This window comes from Methylosinus sp. PW1, from assembly GCF_000745215.1.
Taxonomy (GTDB): domain Bacteria; phylum Pseudomonadota; class Alphaproteobacteria; order Rhizobiales; family Beijerinckiaceae; genus Methylosinus.
Map to the genome: position 1 here is coordinate 518803 of NZ_JQNK01000008.1, position 26308 is coordinate 545110.

Consider the following 26308-nt stretch of genomic DNA (forward strand, 5'->3'; position numbering starts at 1 on the left):
AAATAGTTCCGGCGTCCGCGTCACGCGCCGAACGTGGCGCGCGGGGCTGCGACGCCGCTGGGAAGGCAGTCGCGGTCCCGCCGCACGGGGAGACGAAACGTCATTCGGAACGGCGGGAGACCGATTTCGAGCCGATGACTTTATAAAGAGGAGGAACCCGACAATGAGTTTGACAACGGAGAAAGCGGCCGGATCCGTCCGAGTCGCAGAGAGCGACACCATCGTCAATTACTGGCCCGCCTATTGGACGATGATCTGCCTCTTCGTGTTCTATGTGACGATCCGCATCTATGAGCAGTATTTCGGCTGGAAAGCGGGTCTCGATTCTTTCGCGCCCGAGTTTCAGACCTATTGGCTGAACCTGATGTGGACCGAGCTGCCGCTCGAATTCATCGCCTTCTGCGGCATCGGCGGCTATCTCTGGAAAACGCGCGACCGCAACATAGACGCTGTCACGCCGCGCGAGGAGATGCGCCGTCTGCTGACGCTGATCGGCTGGCTCGCGATCTATGCTTTCACTGTCTATTGGGGCGCTTCCTACTTCACCGAGCAGGACGGCACCTGGCATCAGACGGTTATTCGCGACACCGACTTCACGCCCAGCCATATTCTGGAGTTCTACCTCAGCTATCCGATCTACATCATCGCCGGCTGGGGCGCCTTCATGTATGCGCGCACGCGCATTCCGCAATTCGCGAACAAGATCTCGCTGCCCTTCCTGCTGTTCTTCGCCGGTCCGTTCATGATCTTCCCGAACATCGGCCTGAACGAGTGGGGCCACACCTTCTGGTTCATGGAGGAGCTGTTCACGGCGCCGCTGCATTGGGGCTTCGTGTTCTTCGGCTGGTTCGCGCTCGCCGTCTTCGGCACCGCCTGCCAGGTGCTCGATCGCGTGATCGAGCTCTCCAAGGAATATGAGAAGGACGCGCTCTCTCTCTGATCCTTCGCACGCTCGCACATTCTCCTCCTCGGCAAAGCGATCGCGCCTCGTGCGCGGTCGCGACGGGGGCGGAGCAAGCAAAAAAGAAATATCCGGCGCAGCTGCGCCGGGGAGGCGACAATCTCAAGGAGCAAGAACGAAATGTCCATTTCCACAGAGGCCGGCGCTCCAGCCGGCAAGGCATGGAAATCGAAGGAGGAGTTTCTCGGCTGCGTGATGCTGACCGATTGGATTCTCCTCGTCGTGCTATTCGCCGTGGTGCTCGGATCCTTCCACATCCACTATATGCTGCTCGCCGGCGACTGGGACTTCTGGATCGACTTCAAGGACCGCCGCATGTGGCCGACGGTGGCGCCCATTGTCGCAATGTGCTTCGCCGCCGCGGTGCAGTCCTTCCTGTGGCAGAAGTTCCGTCTGCCGATCGGCGCCACGGTCGCGACTCTCGCGCTGCTCACCGGCGAATGGATCAACCGCTACGACAATTTTTGGGGCTGGACTTTCTTCCCGATCAATCTGGTCTTCCCGTCGGCGCTCATCCCCATGGGCTTCTGGCTCGATGTGGTGCTGATGATGTCGGGCAGCTGGCTGGTGACGGCGCTGGTCGGCTCCATGGGCTGGGGCCTCTTGTTCTATCCGATCAACTGGCCGGTGCTGGCGCAATATCACCAGTCCGCCGAGATCGACGGCGTGCTGCTGACGCTCGCCGATCTCATCGGCTTCAACTACGTCCGCACGGGCACGCCGGAATATATCCGCATGGTCGAGCGCGGCACGCTGCGCACCTTCGGCAAGGACGTCGTTCCGGTCGCGGCCTTCTTCTCCTCCTTCATTTCCATGCTGATCTACTTCCTGTGGTGGAAGATCGGCACCTGGTTCACCAACACAAAATACATCGAGGTCGACGACATCTGATCCCGCGAATATTCGCGAGCGCGAGGCGGACCAGCGGCCCGCTTCGCCCAGATTTAGCGAGAAATCCAAGAGGCCCGTCGCGAATGACGGCGCGGCCGAGAAAACAAGGACAAGGGAGACCGATCGAAATGATGAACAAGCTCCTCGCGACACTGGCGGGATGCGTGAGGCCGCGGGCGCTGCGCGCTCTGGCCTTCGGCCTCGCCGCGGCGATCGCCGCCACCACTCTGCCGGCGGCGACGCCCGCATCGGCGCATGGCGAACGCTCGCAGCAGGCCTTTCTGCGCATGCGCACGCTCAACTGGTACGACGTGAAATGGTCGAAGACCGAGCTCAACGTCAACGAAGAGATGGTGCTCTCGGGCAAGGTTCACGTCTTCTCCGGCTGGCCGCAGGCCGTCGCCAAGCCGGATGTCGCCTTTCTGAACGTCGGCGAGCCCGGCCCTGTGCTCATTCGCAAGGGCGCTTATGTCGGCGACGTGCCGGCGCCGCGCTCCTTCTCTCTGCAGGTCGGCAAGGACTATGAGTATAAGCTCGTGCTCAAAGCCCGCCGGCAAGGGCGCTTCCACGTCCATGTGCAGATGAACGTCGAAGGCGGCGGACCCATCGTCGGCCCCGGCGAGTGGATCACCATCAAGGGCGACATGGCGAATTTCACCAATCCGGTGACTTTGCTCGACGGCTCGACCATCGATCTCGAGACCTATGGCATCACCTGGACCTACATCTATCATTTCGCCTGGATGGCGGCCGCTGCGGTCTGGATCCTCTACTGGTTCATGACCAAGGGCCTCATCGTGCGCTATTGGTGGGTGAAGGCCGGCAAGGCCAATGAGCTCATCACCACCCGCGAGAAGCGCATCGGCGGCCTGTGGCTGGCGGCCACTTTGCTGGCGGTCCTGTTCGGCTACGCCTGGGCCAATAGCGCCTTCCCGCGCACTCTGCCGATGCAGGCGGGCCTCTTGAAGGGCATCGATCCGATCGCTCTGCCGGCGGCCACTGTGAGCGCGCAGTTCAAGGGCGGCTCCTACACAGTGCCGGGCCGCGAGCTGTCGGTGAAGCTGCGCATCACCAATAGCGGAGCCGAGCCGGTGAAGATCGGCGAGTTCACCACGGCGGGCCTGCGCTTCCTCAACCCCGCTGTGTTCACCACGCGGCCGCAGTTCCCCGAATATCTGCTCGCCGATCGCGGCCTCGCCGTCAGCGACGAGACGCCCATCGCGCCCGGCGAGACGCGTGACGTGACGATCATCGTTCAGGACGCCCGCTTCGACATCGAGCGCCTGTCCGACCTCGCCTATGACACCGACAGCCAGTTCGGCGGCCTGCTGTTCTTCTTCAGCCCGTCGGGCAATCGCGTCGGCGTCGAGATCGGCGGCCCGGTGATCCCGCGCTTCGCGGCCGGAGCGACGCTCTGACCGAACCACGAGCTTCACGCGGTTCTCTTCACTCTTCTCCGCGTGTTGGTGTGAAACTTCCTCCCCCGCCCGGTTCGTCCGGGCGGTTTTTTTTGCCCGTGGATAGGGGAGGGGGCACGGCGCTTGCGTGCGGAGAGCGCATCCCGGCCTCCGCCGGGCGAGCGAGCAGGATCGCCATGCACGAGCACGAGCAGGCCGGGGACGTCCGCGCCATTCCGGCGCAAATATTGGAGCGCGGCTTTCGGCTTCTCGTGCTGCGGGAGTTTCGCGCGACCGATCAGCCGCCGGCTCTGGCTTTGATTCGGCAGAGTATCTTGCGCGATGTGCATCGAATTCATCGCCATGGCGTCTCCTTCGGCTGCGCGTTTCTGCCCGAGATCATGCAATGGCTGATCGAGCTGCTCGGCCGTCCCTCGCTGCATCCGCCGGATTATCCGGCGAGCCCCGCCTATCGCAACCCGGCCTGGCCGTCCTTTCATTGGCGCCAGGAGAGTCGGCTGTGGGAGGAGGGCGTTCAGACCATCGAATGGCATGTCGATGTGATCTTCGCCGATCAGGCGTCTTTCGAGGCCTTCGTGGCGTGCTGGCGCGACCGTCTGACGGAAGCCGACGCGCCGGGTGAAGACGGGGGCCGGTCATCGACCGCGCTCTGATGCTTTCAGCTCTTCGGGGCGCGTTCCCCCTCTCCCCGCCTGCGGGGAGAGGGCCGGGGTGAGGGGCTCGGGGCGTGAGCCACCGACGGAAAGCGCCCCGAGCCCCTCATCCTCACCTTCTCCCCGCTGGCGCACGGCTGTCCGGGGAATGAGTCGATAGGTCGCGGGCGCATGCCCGGCTTTCCCGAGAGTTTCGGGGTACTTTCTGGTTGTCGAGACTCAGAAAGAAAGAGCCGGACATGCGCCTCGAGAATAGCGTCTTCGTCGAGCTTCTCAAACCGATCGATCGTCGCAGCTTCCAGAAGATCGTGGATCGTCACGGCGGCGACGCCTACGACAAATCCTTCAGGAGCTGGAGCCATCTGGTGGCGCTGATCTTCGCGCAGCTGGGCGCGGTCGTCAGCCTGCGCGCCCTCGTCGCCGCCTTCAACGCCGAGGCCAATGGGCATTATCACCTGGGCGTCGGGCGTTTCGCGCGCTCGACGCTCGCCGAAGCCAGCGCCCGCCGGCCCGTCGCCGTCTTCGCCGATCTCTTCGCTCTGCTCGCCGCGACGCTCGACCGCAAGACGCGGCGCGAGGGAGCCGAGATGCTCCGCCTCATCGACTCGACCCCCATCCCTTTGAGCAAGTTCCATGCGTTCGCCCGCTCCAACGGCCGCATCCACGGGCTCAAAATGCATGTCGCCTATGATCGCGGGGCCGACCGTCCCTATCGCGTCGAGGTGACGCTCGCCAATGTCAATGATGTCACCATCGGCAAGAAGACGCCGATCGAGGCGGGCGCCACCTATGTCTTCGACAAGGGCTATTATGATTTCAAATGGTGGAAGGGCATTCACGACGCCGGGGCGCTCTTCGTCACGCGGCCAAAGACCAACACGCGCTTGAAGGTCGTCGCCGAACGGCCGCTCGATAAGACCCGCGGCGACGGCTTCACCGTGCTCGCGGACAGCGAGGTCGCGCTGGCCAGCAAGGGCGATTCCAAGCTGCGGATGCGCCTGCGCCGCATCCGCATCGAGCGCGACGCGGCGAGCCGGACGAAATCGCCGATCATCGAGGTGATCACCAACGACATGACCCGCGATGCGGTGGAGATCGCCGCGCTCTACAAGGCGCGCTGGGCGATCGAGCTGCTGTTCCGCTGGCTGAAGCAGCATCTCTCGATCCGCAAGTTCTTGGGCAAGAACGAGAACGCCATCAAGCTTCAGCTGCTGGCGGCGATGATCGCCTTCCTGCTGCTGCGCATCGCCGCGCACAGCCACGGCGTCACTCTGCCGCCGCTGCGCTTCGCCGAGCTGGCTGGCCGCTTCCTGTTCGCGCGCCGGCCCGTCGCATCGATCGACGAGCCGCCGCCCAAATATCGCGTGCCGAGCCGGTGGAAGTCCGACTGCCAGATCGAGATGATCTATGCCTGAGTTTCCCCGGACAGCCGTGCGCGAGCGGGGAGAAGGAAGGCGGCGAACGCCGCGCGAAGCGATCCGCTGGAAACGGCATGACGCGCGGCTAGGAAATAATTCAGCCCGCGCGGGCGCGCCCCGGCGCCTCGCGGCGGCGGGGAGGGAAGGGCGGTTCGGGACGCTCCGGCCCCTTCGGCCGGTGCGCGAGGAAATCATCCGGGGCCGGAGCGTCCCGAAACGCGGTTGTCGTTCTCGTCGACATCCCGAGGCTTGGTCGAACCCGCGAATCCTGGGATTTCTCGATCAAGACGCGATCGAGTCCGACGGCCTTGGATCACGGAGCGGTTCTTGTTTCTCCCTATGGACGGGAGAAGAACGCCGTCCGGCGACGCGCTGCCTGTCCATGGACGGGGGTCGCCATCCCGGATGGAGCCGCCCCCCGCCCGCGCTCCCTGACCCGAGAAACGCGCCCTTCTTGGGCGGAGGTGGGAGGGGTATAGGAATATTTTCAGGATGTGTCAAGGGGCGCGGTTCGGCGATCGGATTTCGGCTGATGATCCTGAGTGGACTCTCACGGAGTTTGCTCTGAAGCGAACATCGGCGCGTTCCTGCCGAGCGCGCAGAATGGTCAGAAGCTGGCTCATGGCGTTTGATTCGTTCGTGGAGGAAGGGGTCTAGGTGATCGCGGTCCACAACTATCCGAGCCTGCTGAGACGACGATGCCGTCCGCAGGCGTCGGTCACCGAACTCGCCAGATGGGTGCCAGCGCTACCAGCCCTTCATCTTGAAAAGCCGGCCATTGTCGCCCTCGTCGTGGAGTAGCGCCACAATCTCGGAAGGCGCAAAGACTGGGTCGTCATCGTCGCGCGGCGGCAGATCCGAATCGATCAGGGTGATGATTGATTGCAGCCCGAGCGCAGAGTAACGCCGGATCACGCCGAGAAGGTTCTCCTTCTTTCGATCGTCCAGTGATTCGAACACGCCATCATGGAAGGCGAAACGCGGGAACGCGTGGTCCAAATGGGCGCGCAACACAGCGAGGTCGAAGGCGATGCAGAGCAGCTTCTTGTAGCTGAACCCTCGGTCGGCGTTGGTCGCGATGCCGGCTTCGTCGAGCAGTTCCGCGCGGAAATCGAGGTGCCCGTAATGATTGACCACGACGCTGAGCAGCGCTTTCTGATCGATCACATCCTCGACTATCTCGTTGAAGAACAGCCGAATGCGTGAGAACAGGCTGTCGACATCCGCGTTCTTGGCCTCGACATCGGCCTCGATCGCGGCCTGCAAGTGCGTCTTCTCCTCGGCCAGATTGCGAATGTCGGTCCGGAGTTGCTGTAGGCGATGGACGAATTCGCGCTGCCGTTCGAGACCTTCGATATCGGCCCGCAGCGTCACCAAATCGCCGGACAGTCGCTTGTATTTGGCGAACGAGTCGGTGCTGCTGAGGAAAGCGAGCATCTCGGATCGGCGCTTGCCTAGCGTGTTCAGCTCCGCATTGACCGTTTTGAACTCGGCCTCAATCTCGGCGCGCTCCTCGACCAGATATCCGCGCCGCTCGTCTGTGATCGCCTTGTTGAAGGCAATAAGCTGCTGGAAATCGCGCTTGATCTGCCCGGCGAAGAGCACGCCAGCCTCACGGAACAGCTCACTCGCATCTTCGGGATCGAAGAGAATCTGGTCCTCCTCCAGTGAGGCGATCACCTTCTTTCGGTTCTGCGCGAGCGAGTAGCGGCGCTGGTTGAGGGCCGCGATCCGCTCATCGACTTGGTCCACCAGTTGCTTGGTTTCAGCCTTGTCCTGGCTCCTGAAATCGAATGCGTCGAGCAGTTGTTGCTTCTTGTCGACTTCCTGCCGCTTGAGTAGCAGGAGCCCATCGATCTTGCCCGCGTCCTCGATCTCTCCGCCGAGTTCCTGGCGGATTGTGCTCGCCGTCTGCTCCTTCTCCTTAAGCTCCTCCTCCTTTGCATAGTGTCGGGTGACGAGATTCGCGTCGAACCCCAGGATGTGGGCGAGGAAGGGCTTCCAGTCGGCGTGCGAGTTGGCGAATTTGCGAAGGTTGAAGACGTCACGGAAGTCTTCCTGCGATCGCAAGAGATAGCCAAGCCCCTTGCGATAATGCCACGGCTTCAGCGCCCGCCAATCAAGCAGACTGTCGAGCAGCTCCTTGGCGCGGTCGAAGGGCACATCGACATGATCCCATTCGATATCCGGCAGAGTCGAGAAGTCCTGGTGGCGGGCCGTATGCTTCTTGAAGGCGATTTTCGACGCCTCGGCGACGCTGCGGCGGACAGTGATGTAGGAGCCGTCGAGCAGCTCGATCTCAAGGAAGAAGACGAACTCCTCGAAGCGGTCGAGATGCTTGAACAGGAAGAATTTGGTGTCACGGCTGGCGAGGAAACCGAAATCCAGCAGGCGGCCGAGCGTCGTCTTGCCGAGGTTATGTGTGTCGCGGTCGCGGTTCTCCGGCAGCCGAATTTCCGCGAGCACGACGTTGAGCTCGGGCGTGAACTCGACCGGCGCAAAGATCGCAGGCCGGTTGGAGTAAAGCTTAGACGGCTTCATTCTGGCCTACATATTCAATGGCGTCGGTCTTAGGGTGATATTCGATCAGCCCCAGGAGATAGAGGAAGTTGAGTGACGGCAGGAACAGCACGTCTCCGCCGATCACGGCCTTCCGCACATAGGCGCGCAGTGCATCATATTCGCACAGTCGCTGGGCCCGAAGCCGGGCGAGCAGCAGCAGCGCCACGTTGATGACCGTACGATCGGGGTGCGCGTGCTTGCTAGCCGCGATTATGCAGCGCTTGACCGGCTTTCGCGGTGAAGTGGAACATTTTTTGGTTCCAGATGACGCGCGCGCAGCACCAGCGGCTCTGGCGGCGGGCCGGAGTTTCGAAAGGCGAAGGCTTGCGGGTGGACGGAAAAGGGTTCGGATTTCGGGGGCGCTCGCCCCGCCGGTCATGTCGCGAGGCGCGGAATGCGCGCGAGCGCGATGCGAAGGAATCGCTGGTCGGGACAGCTCGTCGGCAGATGGATTTTGATGGCGGTCTTCATCTCGACGACACGCGCGGCGATTTTCACGAGACGTAGACGCAGAGTGTCGAACTGAGCCGTCCGCCAAGCCGAGCGCTTGGGCGCCGCCATGCGCAAGCCCCACATGATCCAATAGGCTCCGGCGTGCAGGAACAGGCGAAGCTGATTGGCTGTCGCCTTCATGCATGAGGTTCGGTCGGCGCAAAGATGCGTCTTCCAGGATTTGATATGGTTCTCGGCTTGGCCGCGTCGGCAATAGACATCTTCATAGAGACGGCGGGCATTGCGGGCTTCGAGATTGGTGACGACGAAGCGCGTGTCGACGCCGTCGGGCCCTGCTTCGGTTCGTGCGATGATGCGCTCGACGCGGCTCCAGCTCTGTGCGCCGTCGAGGAATTCCTTGTAGCGCCGCGCCTTGCCGGCCGAAGGCGTCGCCTCGAACGCGGCCTTGGTTCTGGCTTCGAGGCCGAGGATATGCGATCTCAGCGTCGTCGTCGGGGCGACGCCGAAGATGAAGTCGAGGCCATTGGCGCGGCAGAAGTCGATCGTCTCGGGCGTGCAATAATGGCTGTCGGCGCGCAGCAGAATTTTCGTTCTCGGCCAATTGGTGCGAATGGCGCGCAGCAGGCGGCGCAGGAAGCGCTCGGCCTCCCTGCCGCTGGGGCGCTTTGCCGGCCGCAGCATGGCCGAGACGAAGCGGCCAGAGCCGTCGAACACGACGATCGGTTGAAAACCATATTCGTCATGATGCGCGTTGAAGAGGCGGAGTTGCTGGCCGCCGTGGACAGCGTCGAAGGTGTCGTCGATGTCGAGCGTGATGCGCTCTGGAACGCGATGGAACGACTCGCAATAGAGATCGACCAAGGCGCGGCCCATGCGCAGCAGAGCGCGAGCGTCCGGCAGATTCTCGAAGCGCGAGATCGTCGACTGCGAGGCGAGCTCGCGCTCGGACGGCGCGACGCCTTGCGCCATCTTGAAGATCGGATCGCTGCGCAGAGCCGAGGCGTCGTTGCCGTCCTCATAGCCGGCGCCGATCATGAGCAGGCGAAAGCGCATGATGTCGGCGAGCGTGTGGGTGACGAGATCGGGATCGCGCGGATCGCGGATGCAGCCGGCGAGCCGCTCGGCGACGCGCAGGCGCTGCTCGATCTCACGCAGCAGCAGCACGCCGCCATCGGAGGACACGAGGCCGCCGTCGAATTTGGCGACGACGGTCTTGCCGGAAACAGGTGACAGGCCGGAAAGCGGCAGGGTAAAATCGTTCATGGCGGGCGTGGCGGCTTCGAAATGGCGCGAGTTGGATTCGACACCCGAACTCTACGCTAAATCAAAAGGCTGTACCACTCCCGCCAACCTGCGGTGAATTTTCCGGGCTAGGCCTCAGCATTCGCGACCTCCCCGATGTCGCAATTCCAGTACATATAGAAAAGCACGGCGCGGGTCAGGCGCTTGTGCTGCCGCTGGCGCAGGATTGGATCACGCTGGAACAGAAGATCAAGAAGATACTCCATGACAGCGTCAAAATTCTGGAAGCTCTTGCGCTTCGAAATAATCTTCATCTGGAACTCCTCGGCGGTTACCTCATAAAATTTGAGGATTTCCAGATTCTCCGGAGCGGCCAGGAACGCCCGAATTTGCGCGGTATCTTTGAGATAACGTCTGCGCAACTCCTTCGCATATTCGGCGGTCATGTTGTTGAGCGCGTTCTTCTCTTCGTAGGAGGTTCGCTCGCCGGGCGGCGTGTCGAGGACAGCCGATAGATCGGCCTCATGGCTCGCAATTGCCTCGACGACGATGGCCAGCTCGTCGGGCGATACGATCAGCGGTGAATCGACCGGATCGAGTTCAGCTAGCGCCGGCACGTCCGGAAACTGCGTCAGATACAGTTCGAGTTGCTCCACGCCGCATAGGTAGATCGAGGCCTCCGGCAGATTGCATTCCTTTGCGATATGCTTGGTGATGTTTTGATCGGCATTGCCGGCGAGGCGGCGGTTGGCGAACAGCATATAGTAATCGAGTTGCTTCTCTTTACGCAGCTTGGCGATCCGCGGCACCTCCTTACCGATCACGGTGTCCTTCGCGGTCGAGCTGAAGAAATCCGCCTCCCCGAAATGCCGATTGTAGCCGTTAGTGTGCTTGGCCTGGATGATGATCGTCCCGCTCCAGGGCGCTGCCTTGCTCGGGTGGAGTTCCGCTGTCCCGACGTACTTAGCGTCACGGCCTCCGTCAGGGCCCTTTGCGAAGCCCTTCGCCGATATGCCGAGCAGCCGCTGGCACAGTAGTACGATCAGCTTCTCGAACTGATCCTCGCTCAGAGTCGGTCCGCGAACTTCATGCTTGATTACAAAGCCTTCTGAGCATGAGGCGGATGGAGGCGAGGTGTAGAAACGCCAATGCCTTACGGTTGAGGTTTTCGAAGTCCTTGGCCAACCTTCGGCAGCGACCGAGCCATGAAAAGGTTCTTTCCACGACCCAGCGGCGGGGCAAAACCTCGAAGCCTTTGGCCACATCGGAACGCTTGACGATCTCGGTGTCGACAAAGGGCAAGGCCTTCTTCTGGGCGTTGCGGAACTGCGGGCCCTGATAGCCGCCGTCTGCGAACAGCTTTTGCAGAAAAGGAAACTTTCCGAACATCGTGCGCAGCACGAGAACGCCGCCATCGCGATCCTGAATATCGGCGGGATGAACGAGGGCATGAAGCAGCAGGCCTATCGTATCGACGAGAATATGCCGCTTCTTGCCCTTGATCTTCTTTCCGGCATCGTAGCCGTGCGGATCGATGCAGCGCCCCCTTTTTCGGCGCTTTTCACGCTTTGGCTGTCGATGACCGCGGCTGTCGGGCTGACCTCGCGCCCTGCCGCTTCGCGACACTTCACGTAGAGAGCATGATGGATGCGATCGAGCGTTCCGTCGTATGTCCAAAGATCGAAATAGCCGTGGACCGTGCTCTTGGGCGGCAAATCCTTGGGGATCGCGCGCCACTGGCAACCGGTCGAGAGCACATACATCAAGCCGTTCATGACCGCACGCATCTCGACCGCGCGCTTCCCTCCACCCCGTTTCGCAGGTGGGATCAACGGTTCTACGAGCGCCCATTCGGCATCCGTCACGTCGCTCGGATAGCGCAATTTGCTACGATCGTAGCGCACGCGATTTTCATTCGTCCACATCGGCGGTCTCCGCGAGAATCAGACCGCCTCATTGAATCACAACCGATTCATCCGATTCAACTTGTCCTCGGACCGACACTCAGATCCTCATAGGCGAACTTCATCTTGGACATTCATAGGCTCCAACCTCAAGGAGAGGAGACCATCCCGGCGAGCGCGGTGCTGCTGGTAGCACGTGAGCCCGGCGACGGGGAACAACAATCATCGTGCCACAACTCTCCGCCGGCGAGCCGGCATTGGCACCGCGGCTGGCACTCCCGGCCTCAAGGGTCGCCCGCGCTCGCGCCTTCTCGCGGCATTTGTGACGCGGCGGCGCGCGTTGTATATGCCGATGCCGCGCGGGCCATGGGAAACGGCGCCGCGGCGGGAGATCGAGCCAGATTGCACACCGACGCCGAACATTCCCCGTCGCCGCTCAGCGCGCTCCGCGCCAGCGGCCTCACTGGACGCTGCCGGCCGCCCGGCGACAAATCCGTCTCGCATCGCTCGCTGATCCTGGGGACGCTGGCGGTGGGCGAGACGCGCGTCGAGGGGCTGCTGGAGGGCGATGACGTTCTGCGCACCGGCGAGGCCTGCCGCAAGCTCGGCGCGCGCGTCGAGCGGCTCGGGCCGGGTAGCTGGAGCGTGCGTGGGCCGGGCCTCGGCTCGCTGCTGGAGCCGCGCGAGACGCTCGATTTCGGCAATGCCGGCACGGGCTCGCGGCTGATGATGGGCGTCGTCGGCGGCCATCCGATCAAAGCGCGCTTCGATGGCGACGCCTCGCTGCGCAAGCGGCCGATGCGCCGCATTCTCGATCCGCTGGTCCTGCAGGGCGCCCGCGTGCTGGAGCAGGCGGAGGGCGGGCGCTGCCCGATTCTGCTGCAGGGAACCGCCGAGCCTCTGCCGATCGAATACAAGACCCCGGTCGCCTCGGCGCAGATCAAATCCGCCGTGCTGCTGGCCGGGCTGAATTCGCCGGGCCGCACTGTGGTCATCGAGAGCGAGGCCTCGCGCGACCATACGGAAAAAATGCTCATCCATTTCGGCGCCCGCGTCGCCTCCGAGCCTTATGGCGAGCATGGGCGCAAGGTGACGCTGGAGGGACGGCCCGAGCTGCGCCCGAGCCTGGTGCGCGTGCCGGCGGACCCGTCCTCCGCGGCCTTTCCCATTGTGGCGGCGCTGATCGCCGAGGGCTCGGAGATCGTGGTGGAAGGGGTGATGACCAATCCGCTGCGCTGCGGGCTCCTCGCCACGCTCGCCGAGATGGGCGCGAGGATCGCGCTCGAGAACGTCCGAGAGGAGGGCGGCGAGGAGGTCGCCGATATTCGCGTCGCCGCCTCGCGCCTCACGGGCGTCGATGTGCCGGCGGCGCGCGCGCCGTCGATGATCGACGAATATCCGATCCTCGCCGTGGCGGCCGCTTTCGCCGAGGGCGAGACGCGCATGCGCGGGCTCTCCGAGCTGCGGGTGAAGGAGTCCGATCGTCTCGAGGCGATCGCCGCCGGGCTGAAGGCCAATGGCGTCGATTGCGAGATCGTCGGCGACGATCTCATCGTGCGCGGCGGGGCGGGGCGCGTGAAAGGCGGGGGAAATGTCGAGACGCATCTCGACCATCGCATCGCGATGAGCTTTCTCGTCATGGGGCTCGGCGCCGACGCGCCCGCGGTGGTGGACGACGATCGCATGATCGCCACGAGCTTTCCGAATTTTCGCGCCCTGATGGAAGGGCTGGGGGCTCGCTTTGCCTGAACGGGGACTTGTCATCGCCATAGACGGGCCGGCGGCCTCGGGGAAGGGCACGCTGGCGCGCCGGCTCGCGGCGCAATTCGGCCTGCCGCATCTCGACACCGGACTGCTCTACCGCGCCACCGCCTGCGCGCTGCTCGATGATGGGCGCGCGCTCGACGATATTCGCGCCGCGGTGGAGGCGGCGCGCGGCCTCGCGCTCTGCGATTTCGACGAGGCGCGGCTGCGCTCGCGCGAATTGGGCGAGGCCTCTTCCGTCGTCGCCGCCATTCCGCAGGTGCGCGCGGCGCTCATCGAGGCGCAGCGCAGCTTCGCCTCGCGCTCGGAAGGCGCGGTGCTGGACGGGCGCGACATAGGCACGGTGATCTGCCCCGACGCCGTGGTGAAAATCTTCGTCACCGCCAGCGCCGAGAAGCGCGCGCAGCGCCGCGCGCTGGAGCTGGCCTCGCGCGGCGAGCGCGTCGATTATGCGCATATTCTCGAGGATATACGCCGCCGCGACGAGCGCGACAGCGGCCGCAGCTCGGCGCCGCTGAAAATCGCCGATGACGCCGTGCGGCTCGACACCACCGATCTCGACATAGAGGCCGCCTTCGCCGCCGCTTGCGCGATCGTGCAGGAGAAGACGGCGCTCGCCGGCTGAAGCGGGATGCGCGCGAATGAGCGGGGACGAGACGAGAAAAGTCTTTCGCTTCGCGCCGTCGCCCAATGGCTATCTCCATCTCGGCCATGCCTATTCGGCGCTGCTCGATTTCGATCTCGCGCGGCGCGAGGGCGGCCGCTTCTTATTGCGGATAGAGGACATCGACCAGGGGCGGGCGCGGCCGGAATTCGAGGCCGCTATCTATGAGGATTTGGCCTGGCTCGGCCTTTCCTGGGAGGAGCCGGTCCGCCGCCAATCCGAGCATTTGGACGATTACGCCGCGGCGCTCGCGAAGCTCGATGCGCTGGATCTGCTCTACCCTTGCGTTTGCTCGCGCGCCGATATCGCCGGCGCGAGCAGGGAGCGCGATCTCGACGGCGCGCCGCTCTATCCGGGAAGCTGCCGCGGCAAGAAGCTCGCGCGCGCCGGCGCCAATTTGCGGCTCGATATGGCGAGAGCGGCGGCGCTGGTCGGCGGCGAGGTTTCGTGGCGCGAGCATGGGAAGGAGATCGTCGCCGCGCCGCAGGAGTGGGGCGATGTCGTGCTGGCGCGCAAGGACATTGGAACGAGCTATCACATCGCTGTCACCATCGACGATGCGCTGCAGGGCGTGACCGATGTGGTGCGGGGCAGGGACCTCTATGAGGCGACGCGCATCCATCGGCTGCTGCAGGAATTGCTCGGCCTGCCGGCGCCGGCCTACCGCCATCACGCGCTGGTGCTGGACGAGGACGGCCGCAAGCTCGCCAAGAGCCGGCTCTCCAAGCCGCTGCGGGAATTGCGGGCCGAGGGCGCGACGCCGGCCGACGTGCGGGCCATGCTCGATCTGCCGTGACGGTCGGGGCTGGAGCGGCGCTTGCCGTCCGGGAGAAAATCAGACATGCTTGCTCGAGTTTAAATCTCCCGCCTTTCCGCGAAGGAACATCCCGTGAGGACATTGCTCGCCGTGCTGGCCGCCTTGGCGGCCACGACCTCCGCCGCCCGCGCCAATTACGGCTATTGCTTCACCCATGGCCTGCTGGGCGGGACCAAGGTCGTCGTTCACGATCAGGTGCGCGAGGCCGATTTTTGGGACGGCGCCACGGTGAACGCCTATCGCCAGAGTCTCGAGGCCTCGCATCGCTTCCGCTTTGGGGCGCTGACCTGCCCGGGCTTCGACACGGAGAAGGAGGCGCAGGACAGTCTCGCGAAGCTCCGGCGCGCCTCGGTCGAGCAGGGCTTCGCCGATTTCCCTTTTCCGCCGCAGCCGGCGGTCGATTGAGGCTCAGCCCTCGTCGCGCGGCCCTTTGTCGGAGAGCAGCGCCGCGACCCAGCGGCTCGACGGGAATTGATCGCACAGCGTCAGGAAGGCGATGGCGATCGGCACGCCGATGAAGGCGCCCGGCAAGCCCCAGAGAAAGGTCCATAGAAGGACGGAGAAGACGACGATTGTCGGCGACATGGCCAGCGCCGAGCCGGAGAAGGCCGGCTCCAGCCCGCTGCCGATGACGAGTTGAATAATGCTCAGCACGCCGAGCACGAGAAGCGCCATCTGGCCGGAATCGAACTGCGCATAGGCGAAGAGCGCCGGCAGCAGCGTCGCCGCCGCCGGGCCTATGTAGGGCAGGTAATTCAAGGCGAAGGTCAGCACGCCCCAGGCCGCGGCGAGATCGAGGCCGATCGCCAGCGCGAAGAGGAAGACGACCGCGCCGGTGGCGAGGCTCGCCACTGTGCGCACCAGCATGTAGCGGCGCAGCTTGGCGGCGATGCGTGCGCCGGCCTGCAGCAGAGAGCGCGCCGTCGCCTCGCTGCGCGAGGCGGCGAGCTTCTTCTCGAATCCAGACGCCTCGGCGAGGCCCATGATCACATAGATCAGCACCACCAGGGCGAAGCCGACGAATATGTTGACGCGCGTCGCCGCCGCCCGCAGCAGCGCCAGCACCCAGGCGGCGTTGAAATGCTCGGTCATCAGCGAGGCGACGAAAATATCATGCGCCTCCAGCCATTTTGTCGCATTCTCGAAGGCGGTCTTCACGCGCTCGATATTGCGGATGAACCAATCGACGATCTCGCCGCCGCTCCACACGATCAGCGAGGACAGAGCGATCATGACCGCGAGCGCGACGAGAATGCTGAAGGTGAGAGCCACCGGTCGCGGCGTCATCTTCTGCAGCCATTGCTGCAATGGCCAGATGAGCGCGATGATGAAGAGCGCGAAGACGACCGGCTCCAGCACGGATTGGCCGATCGAGAAGGCCGCCAGCATCACGAATGCGATGACGATGACCGCCGCCGTATCGGCCGCTCGCTCTCCCATGCTCGCTCCGCTTTTTCGTCAATTTTCTCGAGCGACGCGCTCGCGAGAAAAAGGTAGAGCGCCGCCGTCCCGGGAAAACGTCTCGCAATTGTCGAAAGCGCGCCGAGCGCTAATTCCCTGCGAGCGTTTTCGGACGAATTGGAGAGACGAGATGACGACCACAGTGGAAAACAAGGACGAAAATTTCTCCCGCCGCGCTTTCGCCGCCGGTCTTCTGGCGGCGCTGGTCGCCGCGCCGCTCGCCGCCGTCGTCGCTCCGTCCGAGGCGGAAGCGCAGGAGCGGCAATTCGTGCGCCCGTCCCATACGCCGCGCGTGCAGCGCCCGCGCAGCCATGTGCGTGGTCCGACGACCCATCGCAGCCTGTTCCGCCGGCGCGTCCGCATTCCCGTGCGTTGACGCGCAGGAACCCATTCGCGTGCCTCCAAGGGCAGGGGATAAAGATGAACGACTATAGCGTCGCGCCGGAATTCGGAGAGCAGGCCGTCGCGGCGCGGGCGGGCGCCTGGCTGAAGCGCAAGGCGCCCTATCTCATCGTGCTCGGCCTCGCCATTTTCGGCGTCGCCTACACCAGCCTCGCCCAGCAGCCGCTCTATGGCTATTGGGAGTTTCTCGGCGTCGCCATCGGCGTCGCCTGCGTCGCCATAGGCTGGCGCCAGGCGTCGGACCGCCAGGCGCGCTTCATTCTCGCGCGCACGCAGGCGCTCCACTGGGCGGCGTTTCTCGTCGCCATGAACATCGTGCTCTGGCCGAGCGTGAACAGCTTCCTCAATGCGCCGGCGACCGGGCTCGCTCTGCTGCTGCTGCTGGCGCTCGGCACATTCGTCGCCGGAATTCAGGTTTCCTTCGACATAGCCGTTCTCGGCCTCGCCATGGCGGTCGCCGTGCCGGCCATCGCCTGGTTCAAGCAATCGGCTCTGTTCCTGATCTTGGCGGTCATCGTGCTCGGCGCGCTGGCCGCGGCCTTTTGGCGACGCGGCGGCGAGGCCTCGGCGTGAGACCTCGGGCCTCAGCGCCAAGGGCCGATAAGTTGAAGCTTCCCTCATCCTGACGGGTGGACGGCCCCCGACGGCATCATGGCGCCAAGCTGGCCGGTGGTGATACGAGCCAGAGGCTGGGAGGGCCGCCCGACATGAAGTGTATCACGATCGGATTGGATATCGCGAAGAACGTATTCCAGCTTCACGGGATCGACGCTTCGGGGACGCGTGTGCTTTCCGCGCGGCTGCGGCGGGACAAGGTGGAAAATACTTCGCCGCGCTGCCGCCCTGCGTGGCCGCCATGGAGGCTTGCGGCTCGGCGCATCATTGGGCGCGGGTCATCGCGCGCTCGGCCATGAAACGCGCCTCTTTCCCGCCGCTTATGTGAAGCCTTTCGTGAAGCGCAACAAGACCGACGCGCGCGACGCCGAGGCGATCTGCGAAGCGGCGCTGCGGCCGAGCATGCGCTTCGTCGTGGTCGAGAGCGTCGAGCAGCAGAGCGCGCGGGCGTTGCAGCGGGCGCGCGATCTTCTGGTTCGCCAGCGCACGCAGCTCTGCAATTGCCTGCGCGGGCTTCTGGCGGAGACGGGCGTCGCGGCGGCGCAGGGCACGGCGGGACTCGCCGCATTGGTCTTGCTCGTCGAGGACGGGCGACGCGCGTGGCCGTCGTCGCACAGGCCGCCAAGACGACGTGCATCATTTGGACCCTGCTGACGAGCGGAGAGAGCTTTCGGGCGCGGCCGGCGACGGCCTGAGCGCCCGTAAGGAGGCGTAAGGAGCGAGAAAGGCGAGACGGCGAGACGACAAAATGGTCGGGAACCTCGGACGGAACATTCCAATTCCTCGGCGCGCGGCACAGCGCGTCATCCTGATTGGAATCCGTTCGGCGATGGGCCAGCGGTCATGCGCCGCGCGAACAGGCCGGATACATGACCGTTCCCAGCCGAGCCGAAACGCTGATCTTTCTCCTTGCGCAACGGGGGCCGTCCATACATGAGGAGCCCGCATCGATCTCGGGTTTACCCGAGATCGGCATGATAATGCCCAAGTCGGGCTTGCCCGACTTGGGTGCGGGCGTCTCGAAGGACGAGGAAACCGTCAGCGCCGTCTGCAGGAGTTCCCCTCGCGCTTCGAGACGCGCCCTTCGGGCGCTCCTCAGCATGAGGGGGAGGGGGCGGCTCTAGGCGATCGCCGCGCATTCGGAAAACCGGCGCTCTTTCCGGGCCGGCGCGAAAAAGAGTATTCTCTTCGCCTCTCATAGCAGCGGAGCCGTCGCTTGGTTTCTTCCGATCCGCAGAGCCTCTCGGGCAAGCGCATTCTGCTCGTCGTCGGCGGCGGCGTCGCCGCCTATAAGGCGCTGGAGCTGGTTCGCCGGCTGCGCGAGCGCGGCGCCTTGGTGCGCGTCGTGCTCACCGCGGCGGCGGCGCGTTTCGTCACGCCGCTGTCCTTCGCCAGCCTCTCCGGCGAGCGCGTTTATGAGGACCTCTTCTCGCTCATGGACGAGCAGGAGATGGGCCATATCCGGCTCTCGCGGGAGGCCGATCTCGTCGTGGTCGCGCCGGCGACGGCGCATCTTCTGGCGCGCATGGCGCAGGGGCTCGCCGATGATCTGGCGACGACGCTGCTGCTCGCCACCGACAAAAGGGCGCTGCTGGCGCCGGCGATGAATCTGCGCATGTGGCTGCATCCGGCGACGCAGCGCAATGTCGCGACCTTGCGCGGCGACGGCGCGCTTTTCGTCGGGCCGGAGGAGGGCGAGATGGCCTGCGGCGAATATGGCCCCGGCCGCATGGCGGAGCCGCTCGCCATCGTCGCGGCGATAGAGGCCGCGCTGCGCGAGGATACGGTCTTGCCGCTTCCCGTCGTCGCGGGGCGGGGGCCGCTCGCCGGGCGCCATGTGCTCGTCACCTCCGGGCCGACGCGCGAGCCGATCGATCCGGCGCGCTTTCTCTCCAACCGCTCCTCCGGCAAGCAGGGCCACGCCATCGCCGCGGCCGCGGCGCAGGCCGGCGCGCGCGTCACTCTGGTCAGCGGCCCGGTCGAGATCGCCGATCCGACAGGCGTCGCCGCGCGCCATGTGGAGACCGCGCAGCAAATGCTCGAGGCGGTGGAGGCGGCGCTGCCGGCCGATGTGTTCATCGGCGCCGCGGCCGTCGCCGATTGGCGCGTCGAGCCTTCCGCCGACAAGATCAAGAAAGGCGCCTCGCGCGCGCCGCCGACGCTGGTTCTGCGCGAGAATCCGGATATTCTCGCCAGCGTCGCGCAGAGGCGCGAGGGGCGGCCGACGCTGGTCGTCGGCTTCGCGGCGGAAACGCGCGACGTGCTCGCCCATGCGCAGGAGAAGCTCGCGCGCAAGGGTTGCGATCTCATCGTCGCCAATGATGTCGGCGCCGGCGTGTTCGGCGCGGACAGCAATGAGGTTCATCTCGTCTCGCGCGCCGGCGTCGCCTCCTGGCCGCGCTTGGACAAGACCGAGGTCGCGGCGCGACTCATCGCGCATATCGCCGAAACGCTGGGAGAGACGCCGTGACCAAGATCGCCATCCGCCGCCTTCCGCACGGCGAAGGCCTGCCGCTTCCCGCCTACGCCAGCGCCGGCGCGGCGGGGCTCGACCTTCGCGCGGCGATCGCGTCCGGCGGCAAGCTGGTGCTGGAGCCCGGCGCGCGCGATCTGGTGCCGACGGGCCTCTCGCTGGCGCTGCCGCCGGGCTATGAGGCGCAGGTGCGGCCGCGCTCCGGCCTGGCGCTGGAATTCGGCGTCAGCGTGCTCAATGCGCCCGGCACCATCGATAGCGACTATCGCGGCGAGGTGAAGGTTCTGCTGGTCAACTTCGGGACGCATCCATTCGAGATCTCGCGCGGAATGCGCATCGCGCAGCTCGTGGTGGCGCGCTACGAGCATGTCGAGCTCGTCGAGACGGCGGAACCGCTGGAGGAGACCGCGCGCGGCGATGGCGGCTTCGGCTCGACCGGGACGAGCGAGGTCGCGCCGGGCGAGGGCGGAGCCGAATGAGTCTGCTGCCGCGTCCCGCGCGTCTCGCCGTGCTGGCGGCGCTCGACATCGCCTTGCATGCGCGGGCGCGGCCGGTGTCGTCGCGGGCGCTGGCGGCGCGTCACGATCTGCCGCCGCGGCATCTCGAGAGCATGCTGCAGGCCATGGTGCGCGCCGGAATCTTGAAGAGCGTGCGCGGCCCCGCCGGCGGCTATGAGCTGGCGCGCGAGCGTCGCCGTCTCAATGTGGGCGAGATCGTGCGCGTCGCTCTGCGCGCGGAGGAGGGCGCGCAGGATGGCGAGGAGCCGCGTCTGCTGGCGCTCGCGGTCGATCCGCTCTTCGCGGAGGCGGAGCGCCAGGCGCTCGCCAGGCTCGACACGATCACGCTGGACGAGCTGCATGGGCGCGCCGTCGCCGCCGGCCTCGGCGAGATCGAGGCGAATGAGGGCGACTTCGAAATTTGATGGGCGCATGATAGCGACGAAAAAGCAGGAGGCGGCCTTGGATTACGAGACGATCGAGATCGAGACGCATGATCGTGTCGCGCTGCTGCGGCTCAACCGGCCGCGCGCGCTGAATGCGCTGAATGCGCGGCTGATCGGCGAGGTCGCCGACGCTCTGGCGCATTTCGAGGCGGACCCTCAAATCGGCTGCGTGGTGCTGACCGGCTCGGCGGAGGCATTCGCCGCCGGCGCCGACATAAAGGAGCTGCGCGACAAGACCGTCGCCGAAGCCTATCTCGACGATTTCCTGGCGCGTTGGGACGGCGTGGCGCGCGCGCGCAAGCCCGTCATCGCCGCTGTCGCCGGCTATGCTCTGGGCGGCGGCTGCGAGCTCGCCATGATGTGCGACTTCATTTTGGCCGCCGACACGGCCAAATTCGGCCAGCCCGAGATCAAGCTCGGCGTCATTCCCGGCTCCGGCGGCACCCAGCGGCTGGTGCGCTCCATCGGCAAATCCAAGGCGATGGAGCTGGTCCTCACCGGCCGGCTGATGGGCGCGGAGGAGGCGGAGCGCTGCGGCCTCGTCGCCCGAATCGTGCCAGCGGACAAGCTTGTGGATGAGGCGCTGAAGAGCGCGCGGACGATCGCCGCACTGTCGCTGCCGGCCGTGCTGATGGCCAAGGAGGCGGTCGAGCGCGCCTATGAGACGCCACTCTCGGAGGGCGTGCGTTTCGAGCGGAGATTGTTCTATTCTCTGTTCGCGACGCATGATCAGAAGGAGGGCATGACCGCTTTCATCGAGAAGCGCCCGCCGCGTTTCGAGCATCGCTGAGCGGGCCGCTCCGGCCCGGCCATTGACGAAACGACGCCGGCCCGAGTATAAGGCCGGCGAACTGGCCGCGATTTCGCGGCCGCTTTGCTTTTTTGGGCGGCGACCCCGCCCGCCTCGCCTCGACCGTCGAAGGAACAAAGATGGCCAACACCAGCTCGGCCAAAAAGGCCGTCCGCAAGATCGCCCGGCGCACGGCCGTCAACCGCGCGCGTCGCAGCCTGCTGCGCACGCAGGTCCGCAAGGTCGAGGAGGCGATCGCCAGCGGCGACGCCGCGACGGCCGCCGCGGTGCTCAAGAGCGTCGCGCCGGTCGTGATGCGCGCCGCCCAGCACGGCGTCATTCACAAGAACACCGCATCGCGCAAGGTCTCGCGTCTCACGGCGCGCGTGAAGGCTCTTTCGGCCTGATCTTTTCTTGCGCAAACGGCGTGTTTCGAAAGCCCGGCTCCGCCGGGCTTTTTTGCGTTCTGCGTAATATTTCGACGCGCGGGCAAACCGACTCCGCTAGTCTTCGTAGTGTAAGATTTTTTTTCACACGCTTTTCTTGTGCGCAGCGTATATGGTTTAAAAACAGTAAATTGCGTTAAAGGCCCGCTGCGTCGCCAACGCTCGCTGGGCTTGACAGGCCCCGTTCGTTAACGCGCGCGCTACGACAATGCGAAGATCGCCGCATCGCGCCTTCCATCGTCGTAAATTTTTCTGAGCGGCGAATCATGACTTTATCCTGGCAAAGTGCGTCACTGCGGCGGCGATGCGGCGACGTTCGGCGCATTCTGCGGCTCGACCATCGTTGCGTGCGCAAAAGCGGGCGTGTAGGTTCGAAAAGTGGCGTGGCGCTGAGGAGCGGCCGTCGCTTGGATGGGTGAGTAGACGCATGTAATCCTCCGGGTGACACCTTCTCTGCGATGGACTGCCCGACGCGTTTCACGAATGCGTCGACCACACCACGAATGCATCGGCCGATAGCCGCTAGGTGCGTTTTTGTCTGCGTATCTTCAGATCGATTATCAAGACCGCGACGGGCTTTCGCTCATCGCGGATGTAGGGGTGATGTGATGGCTTTTGGGCGGCGAGCCGACACGAGACCGAGCGACGACGCAGCGCAGCGCTGCGAGCCGCGAGGTCGCAGTCGAAAGGACGGACGAAGTCCCTTCGACCGCGGCGAAAACTCCGTGGGTCCCCCGAACCTGCCGTAAGCGTCCTTTAGAGCGTCGATCGCGCCTATCGATCGAAACCGACCATTTATCCGCTTCACTATGACGACGCTGTCGCGGCGCCGCGCCTCGACTCGTCTTCAGCGCGAAAGAAAGCCATGTCCGATAATAGCGATGACCAGTCGAATTCCAGCGAGCTGTCGGCGGAAGCCCGGCAGAAATGGGAGCGCGTGCGCGGGCGGCTGCGCGCCGAGCTCGGCGAGGCCGTCTACAGCTCCTGGTTCGCGCGGCTGGAGCTCGAGGGCTTGAAGGACGGCGCAGCGCTGCTGACGGTGCCGACGAAATTTTTGAAGAGCTGGATTCAGTCTCACTATGCGGATCGCATCCGCACGCGGCTGTGCGCCGAATTCACCTCGCTCGAGCAGATCGTCATCGACGTGCGCTCTCCGACGCGCCGTCCGCGCGCTCGTGATGCAGACGCCGTTTCCGGCGCCGTGGTCGAGAAGGCGCCGCCGGCGCCCGCCGCCATTGTCGTCGAGCGCGCGGAAGCGCCGCCCGCCAAGGCGCCTATGCGCCCCGCGGCGCGCGGCGATGGCGAGTCTTTCGGCGGCTCGCCACTCGATCGTCGTTTGTCTTTCTCGACCTTTCTGGTCGGCCCTTCCAACCAGCTCGCCTATGCGGCCGCCTGTCGCGTCGCCGACGCCCGTCCCGGCGAGCATCCGCTGTTCAATCCGCTCTACACGCATGCGGCCGTCGGACTCGGCAAGACGCATCTTCTGCAGGCGGTGGCGCGCTCGGCCAATGACAATAAGCGCCGCGTGCTCTATCTCACCGCCGAGAAATTCATGAGCGGCTTCGTCTCGGCGCTGACGCAGCAGAATTCGATCGCCTTCAAGGAGCGGCTGCGCAACATCGACGTGCTCATCATCGACGATGTGCAATTTCTGCAGGGCAAGTCCATTCAGCAGGAGTTCTGCCACACGCTGAACTCGCTCATCGACGCCGGCAAGCAGGTCGTCGTCGCCGCCGATCGCCCGCCCTCCGACCTCGAGACTCTCGACGAGCGCGTGCTGTCGCGCTTCAAGGGCGGGCTCTGCGTCGACATCGGCCCGCTCGACGAAGAATTGCGCATGAAGATTCTGGAGGCGCGCATCGCCGCTGCGCAGGAGGCGCAGCCCAATTTCCATGTGCCGCCGGCGGTCATGTCCTATATCGCCAAGACCATTGTCACCAATGGCCGCGATCTCGAAGGCGCCGTCAATCGCCTGCTCGCCCATTCGACGCTGAACGGCGCGCCGCTCTGCGTCGAGACGGCTGAGAACGCCATTCGCGATCTCGTGCGCAGCGCCGAGCCCAAGCGCGTCAAGATCGACGACATTCAAAAGCTCGTCGCCAGCCACTACAATATTTCGCGCGCCGATATTCTCTCCTCGCGCCGCACCGCCAATGTCGTGCGTCCGCGGCAGATCGCCATGTATCTGTCCAAGGTGCTGACGCTGCGCTCGCTGCCGGAGATCGGCCGGCGCTTCGGCGGACGCGACCATACGACCGTGCTGCACGCCGTGCGCAAGGTCGAGGAGCTCGCCTCCAAGGACAAGAGCCTGTCCGAGGTCATCGAGCTGCTGAAGCGAATGCTCGCCGAGTGAGCGGGGGAACACGGCCGCGCGCTCAGCGCGGCCGCCACATGCGCGCGTCCGGCTCTATCGGATAGGCGGCGTCCCAATCCGCGAGCTTGCGCTCATAGAGCGCGTGATAATCGGCGTCGCTCAGCAGCTCGATCTTCTCGAGATCGAGGTCGAGCCCGATCTCGTGATAAATGTCGAGATTGCGCAGGTCGGGCCGCGGCAGCTCGCCATTCTCATAGTCGCGCCACATGTCGCGATAGAGCTGCTCCAAATCGCCGACGAGCCGCGGCGTGTCGAACAGCAGCGAGGTCTCGCGCACATTGGCGAGCCGGTCGCGCAGGCCCGCGAGCTTGCGCCTGTCCTTGCCGAGCTCTATCGCGAGCGCGACATAATCCTCCGCGCTGGCGCAGGCGAGCTCGCCGACGCCCGCCGCGCGCACCAGGCTGGCGCAGACGCGCGAGGCGAAGCTGCGGCCGGCGAAGGTGACGATCGGCACGCCCATCCACAGCGAGTCGGCCGCCGTCGTATGGGCGCCATAGGGGAAATTGTCGAGAAAGAGATCGGCGAGCGGATAGCGCGCCAAATGATGCGGATTGGCCATCTTCTCGGCGAAGACGATGCGCTCCGGCGCGACGCCGCGCGCTTTCGCCTCCTCGCGCACGCGGGCGTTGGTCTGCTCCGTGCCGGTCAGCAGCCACAGCACGCTGCCGGGAACCGCCGTCAGTATGCGCGCCCAGCGATCGAAGGTGAGGGCGGTGAGCTTCTGCATGCCGTTGAGCGAGCAATAGACGAAGGCGTCCTCCGGCAATCCCGCAGCAGCGCGCGTCGGGCGCTGCGGCGCGACCACGCGCTTGCGATCATTGGGCTGGTAGCAGGCGAGCCGCGTCACCTTCTCGGAGTAGTAGAGCTCCGCGCCTTCGGGAATGATCACCGGATCGGCGATGATGTAATGATGATAGGGGCTGCCCATCGTGCCGGGGAAGCCGAACCAGTTGACGATGATCGGCGCCGGCCGCAGCGAGAATACCTTGGTGCGCGCATCCTTGGTGTAGCCATTGAGATCGACGAGAATGTCGATCTCGTCCTCGGCGATTTTTCGCGCCGCCGTCTCATCGTCCATTCCATTGATGTCGGTCCAGCGATCGACGGCCGCGGCGATGCGCTCGCGCGTCGGATCATTGCGCGCGATGCCGCAATAATAAGCGTAGATCTCGAAATGCGCGCGATCATGCGACTCCAGCACATCGGTCATGGCGAAGCCGACCGCATGCTCGCGCAGATCGGAGGAGACATAGCCGATACGCAACCGCTGCTTGCGCGCCCGCTTCGGCTCTGCTGTACGCAGGCCGCGTTTGGGCCGGCCGATGGAGCGCTTCTCGTAATGATGCGCCTTGGCGAGCTGGAACATCGGATCGTCGGCATGATTGGCGAGCGAAAGCGACGATATGCCATTGGCGAGATCGGCGAGGCTCACGCGCTCGGAGGGCTGCACGACCGGCCACTTGCATTGGCGCTGGCGCAGCGCGATCCAATGCTGCACGACTTCCTGCCGCTTGGGGTCGATCTCCAGAATTTGCCGCAGCGCGTCTTCCGCCGCCTCGTCCTTGTTGAGGCTTTCGAGCACGCGCCCGGTCTGCTGCAGCGCGCTGAGCTTATGCGCGACCGACTCGCCATTGACGGCGGCGGTCCGCTCGACGAGCGCCATCCATTGCGCGACCGCCGCGCCGACGAGGCCGGAATCCTCGAGCAGCCGCCCGAGATTGATATAGGGCGGCTGGAAATCCGGCTGAATGCGGACCGCCTCGCGCAGCGCATTGATCGCGCCCGGGCGATCGCCCGAGTCGGCCAAAGCCGTCGCATAATTGAAATAGGCCGCATAGACGACGGGATCGTCGGCGTTGAAGGCGATCCAATGCTTGTAGAGCTCGGCCGCCCGCCGATCGAGCCCCAGCGCTTTCAATTGCGCTGCGGCGGTGAACAGATCGGCGATCGTCAGCTTGCGCGAGTAGGATTTTTCGATCGCTGCTTGGAACAGCGCGAGGGCGGTCTCCGATTCGTTCGGCTGCGTGGTCATGTCGACGTCCATTCGAGAGGGCGGC

General features: G+C 64.9%; 24 protein-coding genes and 1 pseudogene. 18 read left to right on the forward strand and 7 right to left on the reverse strand.

Annotation, left to right across the window (positions count from 1 at the left end):
- The first annotated feature begins 163 nt into the window (after positions 1-163).
- From amoC to K369_RS08120, 5 genes are all read left to right on the forward strand, one after another.
- Entirely contained in the window at positions 164-940 is a 777-nt protein-coding gene (amoC, locus tag K369_RS08100) for a bacterial ammonia monooxygenase, subunit AmoC (protein WP_084570577.1), read from the forward strand.
- Between the two features lie 141 nt (positions 941-1081).
- Positions 1082-1852, forward strand: coding sequence for a bacterial ammonia monooxygenase, subunit AmoA (gene amoA / locus K369_RS08105; RefSeq protein ID WP_036289770.1), 771 nt, complete (start codon positions 1082-1084; stop codon positions 1850-1852).
- 131 nt (positions 1853-1983) lie between these two features.
- Positions 1984-3270 carry a bacterial ammonia monooxygenase, subunit AmoB gene (amoB, locus tag K369_RS08110; protein WP_051949176.1) on the forward strand — a complete coding sequence of 429 codons (1287 nt, stop codon included), beginning with the start codon at positions 1984-1986 and terminating at the stop codon, positions 3268-3270.
- 176 nt (positions 3271-3446) lie between these two features.
- Positions 3447-3923: a hypothetical protein gene (locus tag K369_RS08115; protein ID WP_036289772.1), complete on the forward strand. Its 477-nt coding sequence runs from the start codon at positions 3447-3449 to the stop codon at positions 3921-3923.
- Between the two features lie 239 nt (positions 3924-4162).
- Positions 4163-5338, forward strand: a complete 1176-nt coding sequence (locus K369_RS08120) for an IS4 family transposase (RefSeq protein WP_036289774.1) — start codon at positions 4163-4165, stop codon at positions 5336-5338.
- Between the two features lie 750 nt (positions 5339-6088).
- Here K369_RS08120 and K369_RS08125 read toward each other — a convergent pair.
- The 5 genes from K369_RS08125 to K369_RS08145 form a co-directional block, all read right to left on the reverse strand.
- Positions 6089-7882, reverse strand: coding sequence for a DUF2326 domain-containing protein (locus K369_RS08125; RefSeq protein ID WP_036289777.1), 1794 nt, complete (start codon positions 7880-7882; stop codon positions 6089-6091).
- Positions 7869-8069: an ABC-three component system middle component 8 gene (locus K369_RS08130; protein WP_245278136.1), complete on the reverse strand. Its 201-nt coding sequence runs from the start codon at positions 8067-8069 to the stop codon at positions 7869-7871. The genes K369_RS08125 and K369_RS08130 overlap by 14 nt, the downstream gene beginning before the upstream one ends.
- A 209-nt stretch (positions 8070-8278) precedes the next feature.
- Positions 8279-9619: an IS1380 family transposase gene (locus tag K369_RS08135; RefSeq protein ID WP_036289779.1), complete on the reverse strand. Its 1341-nt coding sequence runs from the start codon at positions 9617-9619 to the stop codon at positions 8279-8281.
- A gap of 107 nt (positions 9620-9726) precedes the next feature.
- On the reverse strand, positions 9727-10422 hold the full coding sequence (locus tag K369_RS08140; protein ID WP_245278137.1) for an ABC-three component system protein: 696 nt from the start codon (positions 10420-10422) through the stop codon (positions 9727-9729).
- 262 nt (positions 10423-10684) lie between these two features.
- Positions 10685-11523, reverse strand: a protein-coding gene (locus K369_RS08145) for an IS5 family transposase (protein ID WP_156967804.1) whose coding sequence is annotated in 2 segments (ribosomal slippage) — positions 10685-11136 and positions 11136-11523 — 840 coding nt in all. Because the reading frame shifts where the segments join, the coding sequence is not laid out codon by codon here.
- Between the two features lie 345 nt (positions 11524-11868).
- Here K369_RS08145 and aroA point away from each other — a divergent pair.
- From aroA to K369_RS08165, 4 genes are all read left to right on the forward strand, one after another.
- Entirely contained in the window at positions 11869-13251 is a 1383-nt protein-coding gene (gene aroA, locus K369_RS08150; RefSeq protein WP_051949144.1) for a 3-phosphoshikimate 1-carboxyvinyltransferase, read from the forward strand.
- Entirely contained in the window at positions 13244-13891 is a 648-nt protein-coding gene (cmk, locus tag K369_RS08155; RefSeq protein ID WP_036289781.1) for a (d)CMP kinase, read from the forward strand. Before aroA ends, cmk begins: the two co-directional genes overlap by 8 nt.
- 16 nt (positions 13892-13907) lie before the next feature.
- On the forward strand, positions 13908-14726 hold the full coding sequence (gluQRS, locus tag K369_RS08160; RefSeq protein WP_036289783.1) for a tRNA glutamyl-Q(34) synthetase GluQRS: 819 nt from the start codon (positions 13908-13910) through the stop codon (positions 14724-14726).
- Between the two features lie 93 nt (positions 14727-14819).
- On the forward strand, positions 14820-15152 hold the full coding sequence (locus tag K369_RS08165; protein ID WP_156967805.1) for a hypothetical protein: 333 nt from the start codon (positions 14820-14822) through the stop codon (positions 15150-15152).
- 3 nt (positions 15153-15155) lie between these two features.
- On the opposite strand, the gene K369_RS08170 is transcribed toward K369_RS08165, so the two are convergent.
- Positions 15156-16187, reverse strand: a complete 1032-nt coding sequence (locus tag K369_RS08170) for an AI-2E family transporter (RefSeq protein ID WP_036289787.1) — start codon at positions 16185-16187, stop codon at positions 15156-15158.
- A 151-nt stretch (positions 16188-16338) separates the two neighbouring features.
- Between K369_RS08170 and K369_RS08175 the strand changes: the two genes are divergently transcribed.
- The 9 genes and pseudogenes from K369_RS08175 (at position 16339) to dnaA (ending at position 24230) form a co-directional block, all read left to right on the forward strand.
- On the forward strand, positions 16339-16584 hold the full coding sequence (locus K369_RS08175) for a hypothetical protein (protein WP_156967806.1): 246 nt from the start codon (positions 16339-16341) through the stop codon (positions 16582-16584).
- 44 nt (positions 16585-16628) lie between these two features.
- Positions 16629-17183, forward strand: coding sequence for a hypothetical protein (locus K369_RS08180; RefSeq protein WP_036289789.1), 555 nt, complete (start codon positions 16629-16631; stop codon positions 17181-17183).
- A 134-nt stretch (positions 17184-17317) separates the two neighbouring features.
- Positions 17318-17774: pseudogene (locus tag K369_RS08185) on the forward strand (IS110 family transposase); the annotation flags it as partial.
- A gap of 667 nt (positions 17775-18441) precedes the next feature.
- On the forward strand, positions 18442-19695 hold the full coding sequence (coaBC, locus tag K369_RS08195; protein ID WP_036289791.1) for a bifunctional phosphopantothenoylcysteine decarboxylase/phosphopantothenate--cysteine ligase CoaBC: 1254 nt from the start codon (positions 18442-18444) through the stop codon (positions 19693-19695).
- The gene (dut, locus tag K369_RS08200) at positions 19692-20177 is read left to right on the forward strand and encodes a dUTP diphosphatase (protein WP_036289793.1); all 486 of its coding nucleotides are present in this window, start codon (positions 19692-19694) and stop codon (positions 20175-20177) included. Before coaBC ends, dut begins: the two co-directional genes overlap by 4 nt.
- Positions 20174-20620, forward strand: a complete 447-nt coding sequence (locus tag K369_RS08205; RefSeq protein WP_036289795.1) for an Rrf2 family transcriptional regulator — start codon at positions 20174-20176, stop codon at positions 20618-20620. Before dut ends, K369_RS08205 begins: the two co-directional genes overlap by 4 nt.
- A 37-nt stretch (positions 20621-20657) precedes the next feature.
- A complete protein-coding gene (locus K369_RS08210) occupies positions 20658-21431 on the forward strand; it encodes an enoyl-CoA hydratase (protein ID WP_036290388.1) in 774 nt (257 codons plus the stop codon).
- Positions 21432-21571: 140 nt separating this feature from the next.
- A complete protein-coding gene (rpsT, locus tag K369_RS08215; protein WP_024879343.1) occupies positions 21572-21838 on the forward strand; it encodes a 30S ribosomal protein S20 in 267 nt (88 codons plus the stop codon).
- A gap of 904 nt (positions 21839-22742) precedes the next feature.
- Positions 22743-24230, forward strand: coding sequence for a chromosomal replication initiator protein DnaA (gene dnaA, locus K369_RS08220; protein ID WP_051949147.1), 1488 nt, complete (start codon positions 22743-22745; stop codon positions 24228-24230).
- 22 nt (positions 24231-24252) lie between these two features.
- Here the strand turns inward: dnaA and K369_RS08225 are convergent, their stop codons facing one another.
- Positions 24253-26283, reverse strand: coding sequence for a glycosyl transferase (locus K369_RS08225; RefSeq protein WP_198033082.1), 2031 nt, complete (start codon positions 26281-26283; stop codon positions 24253-24255).
- Positions 26284-26308 lie beyond the last annotated feature (25 nt).

Bases quoted from the DNA above. Each gene is read 5' to 3' on its own strand.
- rpsT (WP_024879343.1), top strand. From the start codon at position 21,572: ATGGCCAACACCAGCTCGGCCAAAAAGGCCGTCCGCAAGATCGCCCGG.
- gluQRS (WP_036289783.1), top strand. From the start codon at position 13,908: ATGAGCGGGGACGAGACGAGAAAAGTCTTTCGCTTCGCGCCGTCGCCC.
- K369_RS08225 (WP_198033082.1), bottom strand. From the start codon at position 26,283: ATGACCACGCAGCCGAACGAATCGGAGACCGCCCTCGCGCTGTTCCAA.
- K369_RS08115 (WP_036289772.1), top strand. From the start codon at position 3,447: ATGCACGAGCACGAGCAGGCCGGGGACGTCCGCGCCATTCCGGCGCAA.
- aroA (WP_051949144.1), top strand. From the start codon at position 11,869: ATGGGAAACGGCGCCGCGGCGGGAGATCGAGCCAGATTGCACACCGAC.
- K369_RS08125 (WP_036289777.1), bottom strand. From the start codon at position 7,882: ATGAAGCCGTCTAAGCTTTACTCCAACCGGCCTGCGATCTTTGCGCCG.
- amoA (WP_036289770.1), top strand. From the start codon at position 1,082: ATGTCCATTTCCACAGAGGCCGGCGCTCCAGCCGGCAAGGCATGGAAA.
- K369_RS08135 (WP_036289779.1), bottom strand. From the start codon at position 9,619: ATGAACGATTTTACCCTGCCGCTTTCCGGCCTGTCACCTGTTTCCGGC.
- K369_RS08180 (WP_036289789.1), top strand. From the start codon at position 16,629: ATGAACGACTATAGCGTCGCGCCGGAATTCGGAGAGCAGGCCGTCGCG.
- K369_RS08170 (WP_036289787.1), bottom strand. From the start codon at position 16,187: ATGGGAGAGCGAGCGGCCGATACGGCGGCGGTCATCGTCATCGCATTC.
- amoB (WP_051949176.1), top strand. From the start codon at position 1,984: ATGAACAAGCTCCTCGCGACACTGGCGGGATGCGTGAGGCCGCGGGCG.
- K369_RS08205 (WP_036289795.1), top strand. From the start codon at position 20,174: ATGAGTCTGCTGCCGCGTCCCGCGCGTCTCGCCGTGCTGGCGGCGCTC.
- dnaA (WP_051949147.1), top strand. From the start codon at position 22,743: ATGTCCGATAATAGCGATGACCAGTCGAATTCCAGCGAGCTGTCGGCG.
- amoC (WP_084570577.1), top strand. From the start codon at position 164: ATGAGTTTGACAACGGAGAAAGCGGCCGGATCCGTCCGAGTCGCAGAG.
- K369_RS08120 (WP_036289774.1), top strand. From the start codon at position 4,163: ATGCGCCTCGAGAATAGCGTCTTCGTCGAGCTTCTCAAACCGATCGAT.
- K369_RS08175 (WP_156967806.1), top strand. From the start codon at position 16,339: ATGACGACCACAGTGGAAAACAAGGACGAAAATTTCTCCCGCCGCGCT.